This is a genomic window from Sphingopyxis sp., from assembly GCF_040216815.1.
Classification (GTDB): domain Bacteria; phylum Pseudomonadota; class Alphaproteobacteria; order Sphingomonadales; family Sphingomonadaceae; genus Sphingopyxis.
In genome coordinates, this window is record NZ_JAVJOJ010000011.1 from 235,664 (window position 1) to 249,639 (window position 13,976).

At 65.3% G+C, this 13,976-nt stretch carries 16 protein-coding genes and 1 other RNA gene; 6 read left to right on the top strand and 11 right to left on the bottom strand.

Translation table 11 applies throughout. The annotated features are described in order from the left end of the window. Positions 1-57 precede the first annotated feature (57 nt). Positions 58-534: a transcription elongation factor GreA gene (gene greA / locus RIA72_RS16060; RefSeq protein ID WP_350033072.1), complete on the top strand. Its 477-nt coding sequence runs from the start codon at positions 58-60 to the stop codon at positions 532-534. A 16-nt stretch (positions 535-550) separates the two neighbouring features. Then, positions 551-1,186, top strand: coding sequence for a rhomboid family intramembrane serine protease (locus RIA72_RS16065; protein ID WP_350033073.1), 636 nt, complete (start codon positions 551-553; stop codon positions 1,184-1,186). 121 nt (positions 1,187-1,307) lie between these two features. Here RIA72_RS16065 and RIA72_RS16070 read toward each other — a convergent pair whose 3' ends face one another. From RIA72_RS16070 to RIA72_RS16085, 4 genes are all read right to left on the bottom strand, one after another. Continuing rightward, entirely contained in the window at positions 1,308-1,850 is a 543-nt protein-coding gene (locus RIA72_RS16070; RefSeq protein ID WP_350033074.1) for an NUDIX hydrolase, read from the bottom strand. Between the two features lie 105 nt (positions 1,851-1,955). After that, complete coding sequence (locus tag RIA72_RS16075; RefSeq protein WP_350033075.1) at positions 1,956-2,645, bottom strand: TPM domain-containing protein; 690 nt, start codon at positions 2,643-2,645, stop codon at positions 1,956-1,958. A gap of 11 nt (positions 2,646-2,656) precedes the next feature. Further along, on the bottom strand, positions 2,657-3,502 hold the full coding sequence (locus RIA72_RS16080) for a TPM domain-containing protein (protein ID WP_350033076.1): 846 nt from the start codon (positions 3,500-3,502) through the stop codon (positions 2,657-2,659). Position 3,503: 1 nt separating this feature from the next. Next, on the bottom strand, positions 3,504-4,106 hold the full coding sequence (locus tag RIA72_RS16085) for a LemA family protein (protein WP_350033077.1): 603 nt from the start codon (positions 4,104-4,106) through the stop codon (positions 3,504-3,506). 117 nt (positions 4,107-4,223) lie between these two features. On the opposite strand from RIA72_RS16085, the gene mscL reads away from it, so the two are divergent. Together mscL and ssrA are read left to right on the top strand one after the other, a co-directional pair. Further along, the gene (gene mscL / locus RIA72_RS16090; RefSeq protein WP_350033078.1) at positions 4,224-4,646 is read left to right on the top strand and encodes a large conductance mechanosensitive channel protein MscL; all 423 of its coding nucleotides are present in this window, start codon (positions 4,224-4,226) and stop codon (positions 4,644-4,646) included. Positions 4,647-4,684: 38 nt separating this feature from the next. Then, positions 4,685-5,040: a transfer-messenger RNA gene (gene ssrA / locus RIA72_RS16095) on the top strand. Positions 5,041-5,078: 38 nt separating this feature from the next. Here the strand turns inward: ssrA and RIA72_RS16100 are convergent. Both RIA72_RS16100 and RIA72_RS16105 read right to left on the bottom strand, forming a co-directional pair. Continuing rightward, positions 5,079-5,570 carry a CinA family protein gene (locus RIA72_RS16100; RefSeq protein WP_350033079.1) on the bottom strand — a complete coding sequence of 164 codons (492 nt, stop codon included), beginning with the start codon at positions 5,568-5,570 and terminating at the stop codon, positions 5,079-5,081. A gap of 71 nt (positions 5,571-5,641) precedes the next feature. After that, positions 5,642-6,052 carry a MerR family transcriptional regulator gene (locus tag RIA72_RS16105; RefSeq protein ID WP_350033080.1) on the bottom strand — a complete coding sequence of 137 codons (411 nt, stop codon included), beginning with the start codon at positions 6,050-6,052 and terminating at the stop codon, positions 5,642-5,644. 69 nt (positions 6,053-6,121) lie between these two features. Between RIA72_RS16105 and RIA72_RS16110 the strand changes: the two genes are divergently transcribed. Together RIA72_RS16110 and RIA72_RS16115 are read left to right on the top strand one after the other, a co-directional pair. Continuing rightward, on the top strand, positions 6,122-6,745 hold the full coding sequence (locus RIA72_RS16110; protein WP_350033081.1) for a cation efflux transmembrane domain-containing protein: 624 nt from the start codon (positions 6,122-6,124) through the stop codon (positions 6,743-6,745). 110 nt (positions 6,746-6,855) lie between these two features. After that, positions 6,856-7,200, top strand: a complete 345-nt coding sequence (locus RIA72_RS16115; protein WP_350033082.1) for a RidA family protein — start codon at positions 6,856-6,858, stop codon at positions 7,198-7,200. 204 nt (positions 7,201-7,404) lie between these two features. Here RIA72_RS16115 and RIA72_RS16120 read toward each other — a convergent pair whose 3' ends face one another. The 5 genes from RIA72_RS16120 to RIA72_RS16140 are packed head-to-tail and all read right to left on the bottom strand — an operon-like array spanning position 7,405 to position 13,955. After that, a complete protein-coding gene (locus RIA72_RS16120) occupies positions 7,405-8,565 on the bottom strand; it encodes an acetyl-CoA C-acyltransferase (RefSeq protein ID WP_350033083.1) in 1,161 nt (386 codons plus the stop codon). A 4-nt stretch (positions 8,566-8,569) separates the two neighbouring features. After that, the gene (locus RIA72_RS16125) at positions 8,570-9,799 is read right to left on the bottom strand and encodes an acetyl-CoA acetyltransferase (RefSeq protein ID WP_350033084.1); all 1,230 of its coding nucleotides are present in this window, start codon (positions 9,797-9,799) and stop codon (positions 8,570-8,572) included. Between the two features lies 1 nt (position 9,800). Next, positions 9,801-11,492, bottom strand: coding sequence for a class I adenylate-forming enzyme family protein (locus tag RIA72_RS16130; protein WP_350033085.1), 1,692 nt, complete (start codon positions 11,490-11,492; stop codon positions 9,801-9,803). A 1-nt stretch (position 11,493) separates the two neighbouring features. After that, positions 11,494-12,990 (bottom strand): carotenoid oxygenase family protein, encoded by a 1,497-nt coding sequence (locus tag RIA72_RS16135; protein WP_350033086.1) that lies wholly within the window; start codon positions 12,988-12,990, stop codon positions 11,494-11,496. After that, on the bottom strand, positions 12,987-13,955 hold the full coding sequence (locus tag RIA72_RS16140; RefSeq protein ID WP_350033087.1) for an NAD(P)H-dependent flavin oxidoreductase: 969 nt from the start codon (positions 13,953-13,955) through the stop codon (positions 12,987-12,989). The genes RIA72_RS16135 and RIA72_RS16140 overlap by 4 nt, the downstream gene beginning before the upstream one ends. Positions 13,956-13,976 lie beyond the last annotated feature (21 nt).

A 13,976-nucleotide genomic window follows, 5' to 3' on the forward strand; every position in this document is an offset into this window, starting at 1 on the left:
TCAGCCGCCCGGCGTTCTCCCGCCGGGGCAGGATTATTGACGAAGGACAAGATGATAATGGCAAGCGTTGAAAAGGTTCCGATGCTGGCAGAAGGCTATGAGAAGCTGAGCGCGCAACTCGCCGCTCTCAAAGCCGAGCGACCGCTGATCGTCGATGCGATCGAGGAAGCGCGCGCGCACGGTGACCTTTCGGAAAATGCCGAATATCACGCTGCCAAGGAACGCCAGGGCCAGGTCGAAGCGACGATCGGCGACCTGGAGGATAAATTGTCGCGCGCGCAGGTGATCGACCCGACGACGCTGTCGGGCGACCGCATCGTGTTCGGCGCGACCGTCACGCTCGCGGACGAGGATGACAAGCCGGTCCGCTATCAGATCGTCGGCCAGGCCGAGGCCGACGCGAAGGCGGGCAAGATCAGCTATAACTCGCCGCTGGGCCGGGCGCTGATCGGGCGCCGCGTCGATGACGAGGTCGAAGTGACGGTGCCTTCGGGCGACAAATATTATCTCGTCACCAAGATCGAGTTCATCTGACCGGCGGACGGACGCGATGAAACCGCAGGATGCGCCGCTGGTCACGGGCTATGCGCTCGCCTGCGCGGTGATTTTCTTGCTCCTCTGGATCACTGGCTTTCAGATCGAGGCGATTGTGCGCGCGGGGTTTATTCCCGCGCGTTTCGGCGATGAATTGATCCTGCCGCCGGGGACCATGGTGCCCGCGCTGCTGACGCCGCTGTCGTCAGCCTTCCTGCACGGCGGGATGCTGCACATCGCCTTCAACCTGATCGTGCTGCTGTTCATCGGCCGCCAGCTCGAAGCGCCGCTGGGCGCCAAGGCGATGGCGGCGCTGCTGCTCGCCGGCGCCTATGGCGGCGCACTGGCGCAATATCTCGCCGACCCTGCCTCGCCGGTGCCGATGATCGGCGCCAGCGGTGCGATCTCTGCGTTGATCGCGGTGTTCGCGCTGATTTTCAGCCGCAGCCAGGCGCCCGCGATCGGCCCGATCCCCGGTCACTGGGTGCGCGCGCTGTGGCTCGCCGCGGCGTGGATCGGCGTGCAGCTTCTGCTCGGGTTCGCGGGCGGCGCCGGTTTCGGGGCGATCGCGATCTGGGCGCATGTCGGGGGATTCCTGGCGGGCCTGCTGCTGGCGCGGCCGTTGCTCCGCTGGCGTTTCGGGGCGCGGTAAAGGCGTTGCGGCGAAGCGAAGGATAGCTGGGGGTGGTGGGCGGATATCTTCAGGTCCGTCATCCCGGCCTTCGCCGGGAGGACAAGGGAAAGGATGCCTGCTTTTCGGCCGAAACCCGTCGTCAGCCCAGCAACCCGCCCGCCAGCAACATCGCGACGCGCACGTCGATGCCACAGCCTTCGGCGCGCTTCGCTGCGACGAAATCGGCGATGCGATCGATCGGGACGCGGTGGACGGTGATCTCCTCGCCATCGACGCCGCCGCCATCGCCAACCCGGGTCAACCCGGTCGCCACCAGCAGCGTGAAGCTTTCGCTGACCATGCCGGGCGAGCTGTAAAATTCGCCCACGGTGTGCCAGGTCGCGGCGCGATAGCCCGTTTCTTCCTCCAGTTCGCGCGCGGCCGCAACCTCCGCCGCTTCGCCTGCGCTGTCGTCGCCGACCAGCCCCGCGGGCAGCTCGAGGCATGGACGCTTCAAGGGCACGCGATATTGCTCGACCAGAATGACGTGCCGTCCGTCCGCCGCATCGTCGATCGCCAGGATCACGGCCGCATGGATGCCGCGCGAGCGCGAGACATATTCCCAATTGCCCTGCTGTTTGACCGTCACGAAGCGGCCTTCCCAGCGCGTCTCGATGGGTGTTTCGGGGGCAGGGCGGGTCATAATCTATCCTGTTTCGTCATTGCGAGCGGCGCGATCGCGTGGCAATTCAGCGTAGCGTCGGCCGCACCCTGGATTGCTTCGCTTTGCTCGCATTGACGAGGTAAATCAAATCTCGATCAGCCGATCGCAGAGCTCGTTGGGATTGCCCGCGCTTTTCGGGAAATGCTCCGCGAGCACGGCGCCGACCTGCCGCACTGCCTCGGCCATGCCTTCGCCCGGCTGTCCCGCGCGGATGCGGTCGATCAGCGCCGCCATCGCATCGCCCCATATTTCGGGCGCGACCTTGGCCGCAATCGCTTCGTCGGTGACGATGTCGGCGCGATGCTCGGCCAGGCTGACGTACAGGACGACGCCGGTGCGCCCGACCGTCTTCGCCTCGGTCCCGACCTTGAACAGGTCGATCGCGCGCGCGCGGGCGCGGCCCGCCTTGATCGCACGCGGCGTGAGCGCGAGCCGCAGCGGACGCCAGAGCAGGACCAGCCAGATGCCGATCCATTTGACGACGCCAAGGGCGATGATCGTGCCGAGCCACTCGTTCGCGGTGGGCTCGTGCCCCCATCCGCCGCGCAAGCCATCGTAAAGGCCGCGATAAAAATCGGGAAAGAGCGCGACCAGCGACATGGCGAGGAAGGCACCGACGGCGGCCCAGACGAGCGCGACATCGTCATAGTCGCTCGACTGTGCGGCGATGATCGTGACGATCTCGCCATCGGTGTGGCGCTCGGCGGCCGCGACTGCATCGGTGACGATGCGGTGGTCGGTCTCGCTCACATGGTTGACCTTGCGAAGTGCCATTGCCCGTCCTGCTACCAGCCGCCCGACGCGCCGCCGCCACCGAAGCTGCCGCCGCCGCCCGAAAAGCCGCCGAAGCCGCCGCCTCCAAAGCCGCCGCCGCCGCCCCACGACGATCCACCGCCGCCGCCCCAGCCGCCCCAATCGTCATCGTCGCCCCAGATGATGATCGGCGCGGCGCCCCACGGGCTGTTGCGCCGCCGCCGTTTCTTGCCGCGCCCGCCGCGACTGGCCAGCCAAGGGATGACGAAGAAGATGAGGACGATGAAGCCAAGGAAAAACAGCCCGCCGAAATTGCCCTCGTCGGCGCGATCGCGCTCCTCGGCCCCTGCCGCCTTGGCGCGCGCCGCGGCTTCCTCGGGGGGCAGTTCGATCTGCTCGGCGATCGCGTTGACGCCGGCCTGGATGCCGCCGGGAAAGTCGCCGTCCTTGAACCGGGGGGTAATGGTGTCGCGAATGATCCGCCCCGACATCGCGTCGGTCAGCACGGGTTCGAGCCCCAGCCCGACGGCGATGTGCATCCGCCGTTCGTTGGGGGCGATCAGGAATACCACGCCATCGTCGCGCTCCGCATCGCCGATCCCCCATTCGCGGCCAAGCCGATAGCCGTAATCGGCGACGTCGCGGCCCTCCAGATCCTTGATCGTCGCGACGACAAGCTGATGCCCGGTGCGTTTTTCAAGGTCGAGAAGCTGGGCATTGAGCACCGCTTCCTCGGCCGCGGGGATGATGTCGGCCTGATCGACAACCGGGCTGCCCGCCAGTTTGGGAAAGCTCTGCGCCGCCGCGGGCGCGGCAAACAGCAGCAGCCCCGACAGGGCCGCTGCTGCCAGCGAACGGATCAGGGCAGGGGCGCCCACCTTATGACCCGAAATCGACCTTCGGTGCCTGATTGGCGTTCGGCGTCACGGCGCGATAGGGCGTCATCGGCTGGGCGCCATGGACGATCTTGGCGCCGATGATGTCGGGGAAGGTGCGGATCGTCGTGTTATAGTCCTGCACCGCGGCGTTATAATCCTGGACCGACACGTTGATGCGGTTTTCGGTGCCCTCGAGCTGGGTCATCAGGTCGGCGAAGCGTTGTTGGCTGGCGAGGTTGGGATAGGACTCGACCGTGACAAGCAGGCGGCCGAGCGCGCTCGATACATTGCCCTGCGCCTGCTGGAATGCCTGCACCTTTGCAGGATCGTCGAGATCGTCGGTGCTGAGTTTCACCTGCGTGGCCGACGCGCGCGCCTGAATCACGCCTTCCAGCGTCGATTGTTCGATCTGCGCGGCACCCTTGGCCGTCTCGACAAGGTTGGGGATCAGGTCGGCACGCCGCTGATAGGCGGCCTCGACATTCGCCCATTTGGCCTTGGCGGCCTCTTCCTTGGTCGGCACGCTGTTGATGCCGCACGCGGACAGGCTCATCGCGGCGACAGGCAGGATTAACCAGCGGGCGTTGCGATAGGTCATGGTCATCAGGCTCCCTCCAGCGGCGTTTTGCCGCAACAACACACATAATAGGAAGCCGCTTGCCTTTGTGCAATCGCCGGGGCACGCTTTGGGGCAGGATTCAGTCTATCGGGGAGCGCCAACATGCTGGCAGAGTTCAAGGAATTTATCGCCAAGGGCAATGTGATGGACCTGGCGGTGGGTGTCATCATCGGCGGCGCCTTTGCGACCATCACGACCTCGCTGACCGAAGATGTCATCATGCCGTTTGCAGGCGCGCTTTTCGGCGGGGTCGATTTTTCGAGCAAGTTCATCCTGCTCGGCAGCGTTCCCGAAGGCGTGTCGGCGACCGACTATGCCGCGCTGAAGGAAGCCGGCGTGGCGATGATCGGCTATGGCGCGTTCATCACCGCGGTGATCAATTTCCTGATTCTCGCCTTCATCATCTTCCTGCTCGTGCGCTGGGTGAACCGCGTGATGCGCAAGCAGGAGCCGGAGGCGGCGCCTGCGAGACCGAGCGAAGTCGACCTGCTCACCGAGATTCGCGACGAATTGCGAAAGAAATAAGGGAGTTGAGTGGATTGCGGGACGAATGGGCCCGCTGCACCCTTTCCATGCGCGGACGGGTTTCCTATATAGGTTGTGCCGGTCTCGGCCGGCTATGAGGATAAATGGTGTCGTGGAATAGACACAGCGGACCCGGGGGCAGTACCCGGCGGCTCCACCACAAACCCGCGCTTCTTCGATGGGCGCGCGGGTTTCTGACGGGGCCGAACCAGGATCGACGTGTGTTCAAAGACGATGTTTTCTTCCGGGCTGAGTAACCCGTTCAAGGCTCAAAACTATAAGTGCTAACGATAACGAAGCACTCGCTCTTGCTGCCTAACCGATAAGCCTCACGGCCTAAGGTTAGACAAATAGAACGCGGTTCGGACCGAACCGGGCAACAGAATCGGATACCAGCGGCTGGGGACGAGCCGGGCAACAGAATCGTCCCACCTATTCCCTTGCGATCAGATCGCTCGTCATGGCGAGCGCCGCCCGTGCTGCGGCTTCGCGCACCGCAGAGCGCCCGACTGCGCCGATGTGCAGTTCGGCGGCGGCCGAACGCCCGCAGCACAGTGCCGCGATATGGACGAGGCCTTCTTCATCGTCGGCGCCACCAGGGCCCGCAAAGCCGGTAATCGCGATTGCGGCATCGGCACACGACCGGGATATTGCGCCGCGGGCCATCGCGGCCGCGACCTCGGCCGATACCGCGCCCTTCGATTCGATCAGGCGGCGGGAAACGCCGAGCATTTCGATCTTGGCTTCGTCGCTGTAGGTGACAAAGCCGCGCTCGAATACATGCCCCAATCCCTCAATATCGGTGAGCAACGATGCGATCAGGCCGCCCGAACAGCTTTCGGCTGTCGCGATACGCAGGTTCCGCGCTGCCGCCGCCCGAAGGAGTGCGGCGGCGAGCGTCTCCAGATCATTGCAATCGGCCATCGGTCGGGTGTCCCTTGGTTGCCCCTTTCAACGCCGTTGCGACACGGAGGGTTGCTCGGCCGCGCCCGACCCTAATGCGACGTCTCGCACTGCCCATGATCGCCCAGCGCCTCTATCACTCGGCAGTCGGCGGCTACGCCGCCGCGGCAGCGACCGACGATGCGCGAGAGTTCGTCGCGAAGCAGGGCGAGCTGTGCGATCTTTTCCTCAACCTGCGCCAGATGCCGGCTCGCGATCCGGTCGGCCTCGGCGCAATCGCGTTCCGGGTCGTCCGACAGGTCGAGCAGCGAGCGTATCTCCTCGATCGTGAAACCCAGTTCGCGCGAATGGCGCACGAAACTCAGCCGCGCGCGATGCGCGTCGCTGTAACTTCGGTAATTGGCGTCGGTCCGCCCCGGTTCGGGAAGCAGGCCGATCCGCTCATAATAGCGGATGGTTTCGATGTTGGTGCCGGTGGCACGCGCCAGCTCGCCGATTTTCATCGCTTGACCCTGTAGTTGCTACAGGGTCCATATAGGGTGCCGACTCGAAGAACCAAGGAGGTTTTGGCGATGGCCGATCAATGCTGTGCAAGCAAAAGCGGAACCACCGCGCTCAACGATCCGCGTTGGCGGCGCGTCCTGTGGATTGCGCTCATCGTCAATGCCGCGATGTTTGCGGTGGAAATCGTCGCGGGGGTCGCAGCCGATTCGCGGGCGCTTCAGGCCGATGCGCTCGATTTTCTGGGCGACAGCGCCAATTATGCGATCAGCCTGGGCGTCGCGGGCATGGCACTCGCGTGGCGTGCGCGCGCCGCACTGTTCAAGGCGGTGACGATGCTGGCGTTCGGCCTGTGGGTGTTGGGCTCGGCGCTGTGGGGTTTCGTGACGGGGACAGCGCCCCACGCCGAAACGATGGGGATCATCGGCGCGCTGGCGCTGGTCGCCAATGTCGTCGTGGCGTTGATGCTCTACCGTTATCGCACGGGCGATGCGAACATGCGGTCGGTATGGATCTGCTCGCGCAACGATGCGATCGGCAATCTCGCCGTGCTGGCGGCCGCGCTGGGCGTGTTCGGCACGGGGCGAAGCTGGCCGGACCTTGGCGTGGCGGCGATCATGGCGGCGCTCGCGATCTGGGGCAGTATCGAGGTATTTCGGCAGGCGCGCGGCGAACTGGCCGCTGCCGCGAGCTGATCCGTAGCCGCGCGGCTATAACCGCACCCTATACCGCCCGCATCGATCGGGGATAGGAGCGCGGCGCTGCGGCGGGTAGCGAAAGGCGCTTCTGCTTCAAAGGACACGACATGGCCAGACCACCTTTGTCGCCCGCACGAACCGCGGGCGATCTCATCTTTACATCGGGTCAGCTCGCGCGCGGCGATGACGGCGCAATCGTGGCAGGGGGGATCGAGGCGCAGGCGGAGCGGGCGCTCGCCAATCTGGTGACGGTGCTCGTCGAAGCCGGCTGCGTGCCTGCCGATGTCGTCAAGGTGACGGCCTGGCTGACCGACCCCAGCTATGGCGCGGCGTTCAATGCAGCCTATGTGCGCATCTTCGGCGAACCCTGGCCCGCTCGCTCGACCGTTGTGTCAGCGCTGCTGGCACCCGATGCGCTGATCGAGGTTGAGGCGATCGCGGTTCGCCGATGATCAAAGTCGATCGGTCCCCGGCTCTACCGCAAGGGAAGGGGACCAGCGCTTGAAAGGCGAGCGACGACCGGTGGTGCGGATGTGACGTCCATTCGGTTCAGCTAGTGGGAGTGGTTCCCTTCCGCCCCGGTAAATCGGCGGTGGATGTCCGGTCGGCCGCCTTCTCGACGCTCTAACGGCGAGGGAAGCGGCTTCTTCGTCAATTCAACCGATCCGCTCGACGATCATCGCCGCGCCCACACCCATCGCGCCCGTCAGCACGACCAGCCCGTATCGGCCCGCGCACGCGTCGAGCGCGTCGAGCAGGGTAGAGGTCAGGATCGCGCCGCTGGCTCCCATCGGGTGTCCCTTGGCAAGATGTCCGCCGCTCACATTGACGCGGGCCGGATCGGCGTCGCGGTCGCGCAGGAATTTGGCGATGGTGACGGCAAAGGCCTCCATGAATTCGATGCGGTCCATATCGGCGAGCGTCAGCCGGGCACGGGCCAGAACCTTGTCCATCGCCGCAAAGCCTGCGGTGAGCGACGCAGCGGGATCGCCGCCGCTTTCGGCATAGGCGACGACACGCGCCCGCGGCGGCAGCCCCAATCCTTCGCCGCCAACCAGCGCCAGTCCAGCACCGTCGCAGATCGGCGGCGCGTGAGCGATGCCGTGCACCGGTGCGAAGGTCGCGCCTTCGAGCGCCCCGGCATATTGCGCCTGCAACTCGCCAAAGGCGGCGGGCAGGGCGGCAAGCGATTCGGCGCTCGTTTGCGGCCGGATACATTCTTCGCCCGTCAGCGCGCCCGTCGCGATACGCGAGGCCTGGAGGGCGGCGTCGGTGTCGGCCGCCCCAGCTCGCTGCTGCGAGACGAGGGCAACCGCGTCGAGCTCGGCGCGCGTAATCCCCTCGGCATGGGCGAGGCGGTCGGCGCCGAGTACGGGCGGAACGAAGCGTGCGCGCGGCGGCAGCTCGTCGTTGGTGTAGAAGGCCGCATGGTCGCTGAGGAAGCGGGTCGCGCTCATCGATTCGACGCCGCCCGCCAGAACATGCGTCATCTCGCCGCTGGCGACCTTGGCGATCGCATGGCCGATCGCCGACAATCCCGACGCACAATAATTGTTGATGCTGTGCGCGGCGGTCGCGTCGGGCAGCTCCGCATGGAGTTTCGATACCAGCGCGATATTCCCGCCTTGCGCCCCGGTCTGCGTCACGCAGCCAAGAATCAGCGCGTCGGGTGACGCCGCCGCCGCGCCGCAACGCGCGGTCAGGGCCGCCGTCTGCTGGCGCACCAGTTCCTGCGGGCTGAGGTTGGCGAGCCCGCCGTCGGGCCTGGCCTTGCCGCGCGGCGTACGCACGGCATCGTACAGATAAACGTCGCCCAAGGGATCAGACGCCGACGACGAAGCTGACGGCCGTGGTCGCGCTGCCACCGACGTTGAAGGTGGCAAAGTTGCGTGCGCCATCGACCTGATAATCGCCCGCATTTCCGGTGACTTGCCGCCAGCTGTCGAGCAGCATCCGGACGCCCGTGGCACCGACCGGATGCCCCAGGCCAATCAGGCCGCCCGAAGGATTGACCGGCAACTTGCCGCCGAGGGCAATCGTCCCGTCCTCGACCGCGCGCCAGCTTTCGCCGGGCTTGGTGATGCCGAAATGGTCGATCGCCATATATTCGGTGATCGAGAAACAGTCGTGCACCTCGACGCCGTCGCAGGCGTAGATATCGGGCATGTCGGCGCGGCGCAGCGCATCCATCATCGCCTTGCGCACGCTGGGGAAGACATAGGCGCCGCCGCGGCTGTCCGCCACCTTCGTCGAATAGAGGAGCGGCGCGGTGGCGTGGCCCCAGCCTTTGATCCGCGGGATGTTCTCCAGCGGGATGCCGCGCCGTTTCGCATAGGTTTCGGCGACCTCGCGCGAGGCGAGAAAGATCGCCGCCGCGCCATCCGTGACCTGCCCGCAATCGGATTTGCGAAGCGACCCTTCGATCAGCGGATTGACCTCGTCATTCTCGCCCAGATGCGCGTCGGTGATTGCCCAGCCGCGTGTCTGCGAGTTGGGGTTCTTTTTCGCATTGGCGAAGTTATTGGCCGAAATCGCGCGCAGATAAGCGCGGTCGAGGCCGAAGCGCTCGTCATATTCCTCGGCGACCCGCGCGAACATATAAGGCCACAGATAACGCGCCTCCCGCGCCTCGCGTCCTGCCCAGGCGGCGGCTCCCAGATATTCGGCGGCGCGCTGGCCGGGGACATTGCGCATCAGCTCGACGCCAAGGACGAGGGCAAGCCCATAGCGTTCAGCCTCGATCTCGGCCGCGGCGGCGAGGCTCGCGATGCTGCCCGACGCGCAGGCGGCCTCGTGCCGCGACGCGGGGATGCCCGCGAGGTCGGGGTGGACATGGCCGAAAAAGCCGCCGAGCTGGCCTTGCCCGGCGAACAGCTCGCCGACGAAATTGCCAACATGCGCTGTTTCGACCTCCTTCGGCTCGATACCCGTCGCCGCAAACGCCGCTTCGGCGACATCGCGGAACAGCTCGAACAACCCGCCCCCCTCGCGCTCCAGATTGCGCGAAAAATCGGTCTGCGCGCCGCCGAGGATGAAAACGTCCTTTGCCATGTCAGGCTTCCTTTTCGAGAGTGGCGAGCGCCTGTTCGCGCACATTGCTGCGCATCACCTTGCCGGTGACGTTGCGCGGCAGCGCGTCGAAGCGGAACAGCCGTTCGGGCAGTTTGAACACCGCGAGATCGTGGCCGCGCAGATAGTCGGCGACCTCGTCGATCCCCACATCGTCGGCGCCGCGCGGGACATAGGCGAGGCCGATGCGCTCGCCCATCGTCGGGTCGGGAAGCGAAAAGACGCACGCCTCGGCAAGCAGGGGATGGCCGCCCAGCAGCTGGTCGATCTCTTCGGGCGAGATGTTGACCCCGCCGCGAATGATCAGGTCCTTGCAGCGCCCGACGAAGCGATAAAAGTCACCGACCTCGGCGATCTCGAACAAATCGCCGGTGCGGAACCAGCCGTCGGTGGTGAAGGCCTCGGCGGTCCGATCGGGGGCGTTGTGATAGCCCTCGAACAAGGTCGGCCCGCGGATCTGCAATTCGCCCGCAACGCCGTCGATCTCGATCGGATCGCCCCCGCCGGGCGGAACGAGTCGGCTTTCGATATTGGGCGCGCGGCCCTCGCCATAGGGGCGCCGATAGGTGCCGCGCCGTGGGAACAGGCTCGCGCGCTTGTCGGGGTCGGGCATGTCGCGCTCGCCGGTGATGAAGCTCATCCCCTCGTTCGACCCGAAGACGTTGACGATGATGATGCCGAGCTTTTCCTGAAAACCGCGCACCATCGCGGGCGCGAGCGGCGCCGAGCCCGACGCGATGACGCGCAGGCTCGACAGGTCGACCGAGGCGAGCAGCGCCTCATTCTGCAGCAGCATGTTGAGCACCGCAGGCGGTGCGATCGTCAGGCTCGGACGTTCGGTCGCGATCTGCTTGAGGTACACGCCGGGATCGAAGGGATGGTGCAGCACCATCGTCCCCGCGCTGGTCAGCCAGCACATGGTGATGCCGCCGATGCTGGCCATGTTGATAAGCGGGAAGGGGTTGAGCAGCACATCGCCGGGCCCGACCTTCATCGCCTCATATCCTGCACCGGCGACCGCGATCCAGTGGTTATGGCTGCGCGGTACGCCCTTGGGGACGCCCGTGGTGCCCGAGGTCCAGCAGATTGTAAAAATATCGTCGGCGTCGATGGGGGTGGCGGCGACATGCGCGGCGAGCGCTTTCCCGTCCCCCGGCGCGGACGAAAGGTCGAGCGCGCCGGGAGGTGGATTGGGACCAAAGGTCATCAGCCGAACGCCGCCCAGCAATGGCTGTGCGACGCCGACATGGTCGCAGCCCTTAACATCGGTCGCGCAGACGAATGCCCTGGGCTCGACGACGCCGATCATGCCCTTCAGTTCATGGCTGCGATATTGCACCGCGGCGGGGCTGACGATCGCGCCGATCTTCGCCGCGGCGAAATAGAGCGCGACGAATTCGCTGATATTGGGCAGCTGGACGAGCAGCACATCGTCCTTGCCGATCCCGGCGACGACCAGCGCGCCTGCAATCCGGTCGATCTCGGCTTCCAGCTCCGCATAGCTCAGCCGTTGCGGCTCGCCGAAAGCGAAATCGCCGCGATTGGGCGCGTCGACGAGCGCCAGCCGGTCGGGATGCGCCGCCGCATTGGCCGCGAACAGGTCGGCGAAAGTCCGGTCGCCCCACCAGCCGCTTTCCCGATATTGCCGCCGCTTATCCTCTCCCGCGACGATCATATCAGGCGGCCAGCACGCTGTTCGGGCCCATGCCGATGTCGTCGCCCGAAGCCCAGACGCTGTGCGTTCCCGAACAGATGCGTTCGGGCAGGATGATCCGGCACACCGGCCCGGCCGCGACATTTTTCGCGTCGATCAACACGCATTCGGAGCGATCGGTTTCGAGGTCGGCGATGAAGGAGACGAGATAGCCATCGTCCTCTTGCCTGGCATCGATGCGGGGCGCAAAGGGCGCTTCGCTCCCGAAGCGTCCGGGGCCGAACTCATATTCCTCGCTCGTTCCCGCATTGAGGTCGTGCTTGACCAGCCCGCGGAACAGGAACCAGCCCGGCTCGGGGATCGCACTATAGGCATAGCGATAGGGTTTACCGGCGTAGCGGTGGTTGAACATGCCGAATTCGAGGTCGCGCTCGTCGAGGCGTTGCTCCGTCGTTTCGCCCGTCTTCAAATTAAAGCGCCAGCGGTGGAGGCGCGGCTTCAAAAGCCCCTGATCGAGATAGGCCATCATCCGCTCCAATCCCTCCGGGGCATTGGGATAGGACTTCGGCATCGGCTCTTTCTGATAATAGCCGTCGAGGATAATCTCGTCGCCTTCCTCCCACGCGTTGAGCCAGTGGAGCGTGTAGGTTGGTGCCGCTTCGAACCAGCGTATATCTTCGGGTTGACCGTGACGCGGAATGATCGCGAAGCGGGTCTTCTGGTCGGGGTGGAACTGCACGACGTGCAGGTTCTTCTTCAGCAACTCCTCGTTCCAATAGAGCGGCATGTCGTTGAGGATCGTGTAATTCTCGGTGAATGCCATGTCGTGCGGCAGGCGCGGCCCGGCGAGTGGGACGGGGATATAATGTTTGAGCCTGTTGTCCGGCCCGACGACGCCATAGTGCATATAGGGCGCGTGTTTCGAGTAATTGAAGAACATCAGCTCGCCGGTCGCGAGGTCGACCTTGCAATGCGCCGAAATACCGTCGAGCGGCACCCAGCTTTCGGTACCGAACTGTTCAAGCGTGAAGGGATCGAGCCGATACGCTTCGCCGCACTGATAGAAGGTCGAGATGATCTTGCCCGCATGGATCGCAACGTCGGTGGAGCTTGAATCCTTCAGCCACTCCTGCGCACCCCAGCCGTGGCGCGTCGATTTGTGTGGCGGTTCCATCAGCCCGGCCCAGAGCGAGCGGCCGGCTTCCTTCTCGGCCTCGAAGCCCTTGGTGCGCACGAAGCGGCTGCGATAGCTCGCGCGGCCATCCTTGAACGAAATGGCGTGAATGAATCCGTCGCCGTCGAAGGGGTGATAACGGCCGATCGGCTCATGAATCTGATTCTCGCCGGTGCGCACATAAACGCCGTCGATGTCGGTCGGGATATTGCCGATCACCTCGGCATCGCCGCTCGCGAAGATCGCGTTCCATTCATTATAGGTCGGGCGCCACGCGCCCTTCATATAGGGATGGTCGTTCGGCTGGATCGTGGAGGTGATCGTGTCGACAAGCTCGGCGGTCATGCGGGGACTCCTTCGGCGGCGGCAAAGCGTGGTCGCGCGGCGGCGGCATCATATTGGGAAACGAGGCGATCGACGATCGCCGCGACGGGTTCGACCGCGCGCACCGCGCCGACGCCTTGCCCGGCGGACCAGACATTCTTCCACGCCTTCGCATCATCCTGCGCGTCGGAGAAGTTGGGGCGCTTGTCCTCGGGCATGTTGGCGGGATCGTAGCCCGCAGCGATCAGGCTTGATTTCAGCCAGTTGGCGGTCACTCCGGTGATGCCCTTTGAAGGAACGATGTCCTCGGCGCCCGCCGCGACGACCATATCCTTGTAAGGCCGCACCGCCATACTCTCGGCGCAGGCGATCAGCGAGGTGCCGAGATAGGCAAGGTCGGCCCCCAAAATCTCGGCGGCGCGGACGGCGTGACCCGTCGATATCGCGCCGCCGAGTACCAGCGGGCCGTCCCAGAATTGCCGCACCTCCTCGACAAAGGCGAAGCCCGCGGTGGCGCCGGTATGCCCACCCGCGCCCGCAGCGACGAGAACCAGTCCATCGACCCCCGCTGCTGCTGCCTTGCGCGCAAAGCCGACCGAATTGACGTCGGCAAAGACCAGCCCGCCATAGCTATGGATTTCCTCGACCACCCGCGCCGGGCTGCCGAGCGCGGTGATCACCAGCGGCACCTTGTGGCGCACGACGCAGGCCAGGTCTTCGGGCAGGCGGCTGTTCGACGGATGGACGACAAGATTGACAGCCCAGGGCGCGGCATCGCGATCGCCCGACAGTGCCGCGTCGATGCGGGTCACCCAATCTTCCAGATCGGCCGACGTGCGTGCATTGGGTGCAGGGAAGCTGCCGATCACCCCGGCGCGCGACGCCGCGATTACCATTTCGGGACCCGACACGAGGAACATCGGCGCGGCAATCGCGGGCAGGCGCAAATTGCGCGTCAGCGCGGGGGGCAAGCCGTGTTGCGGCACTCTTCATCCTCTCTCAAATTA

Bases quoted from the DNA above. Each gene is read 5' to 3' on its own strand.
- greA (WP_350033072.1), top strand. From the start codon at position 58: ATGGCAAGCGTTGAAAAGGTTCCGATGCTGGCAGAAGGCTATGAGAAG.
- RIA72_RS16065 (WP_350033073.1), top strand. From the start codon at position 551: ATGAAACCGCAGGATGCGCCGCTGGTCACGGGCTATGCGCTCGCCTGC.
- RIA72_RS16070 (WP_350033074.1), bottom strand. From the start codon at position 1,850: ATGACCCGCCCTGCCCCCGAAACACCCATCGAGACGCGCTGGGAAGGC.
- RIA72_RS16075 (WP_350033075.1), bottom strand. From the start codon at position 2,645: ATGGCACTTCGCAAGGTCAACCATGTGAGCGAGACCGACCACCGCATC.
- RIA72_RS16085 (WP_350033077.1), bottom strand. From the start codon at position 4,106: ATGACCATGACCTATCGCAACGCCCGCTGGTTAATCCTGCCTGTCGCC.
- mscL (WP_350033078.1), top strand. From the start codon at position 4,224: ATGCTGGCAGAGTTCAAGGAATTTATCGCCAAGGGCAATGTGATGGAC.
- RIA72_RS16100 (WP_350033079.1), bottom strand. From the start codon at position 5,570: ATGGCCGATTGCAATGATCTGGAGACGCTCGCCGCCGCACTCCTTCGG.
- RIA72_RS16105 (WP_350033080.1), bottom strand. From the start codon at position 6,052: ATGAAAATCGGCGAGCTGGCGCGTGCCACCGGCACCAACATCGAAACC.
- RIA72_RS16110 (WP_350033081.1), top strand. From the start codon at position 6,122: ATGGCCGATCAATGCTGTGCAAGCAAAAGCGGAACCACCGCGCTCAAC.
- RIA72_RS16115 (WP_350033082.1), top strand. From the start codon at position 6,856: ATGGCCAGACCACCTTTGTCGCCCGCACGAACCGCGGGCGATCTCATC.
- RIA72_RS16125 (WP_350033084.1), bottom strand. From the start codon at position 9,799: ATGGCAAAGGACGTTTTCATCCTCGGCGGCGCGCAGACCGATTTTTCG.
- RIA72_RS16130 (WP_350033085.1), bottom strand. From the start codon at position 11,492: ATGATCGTCGCGGGAGAGGATAAGCGGCGGCAATATCGGGAAAGCGGC.
- RIA72_RS16135 (WP_350033086.1), bottom strand. From the start codon at position 12,990: ATGACCGCCGAGCTTGTCGACACGATCACCTCCACGATCCAGCCGAAC.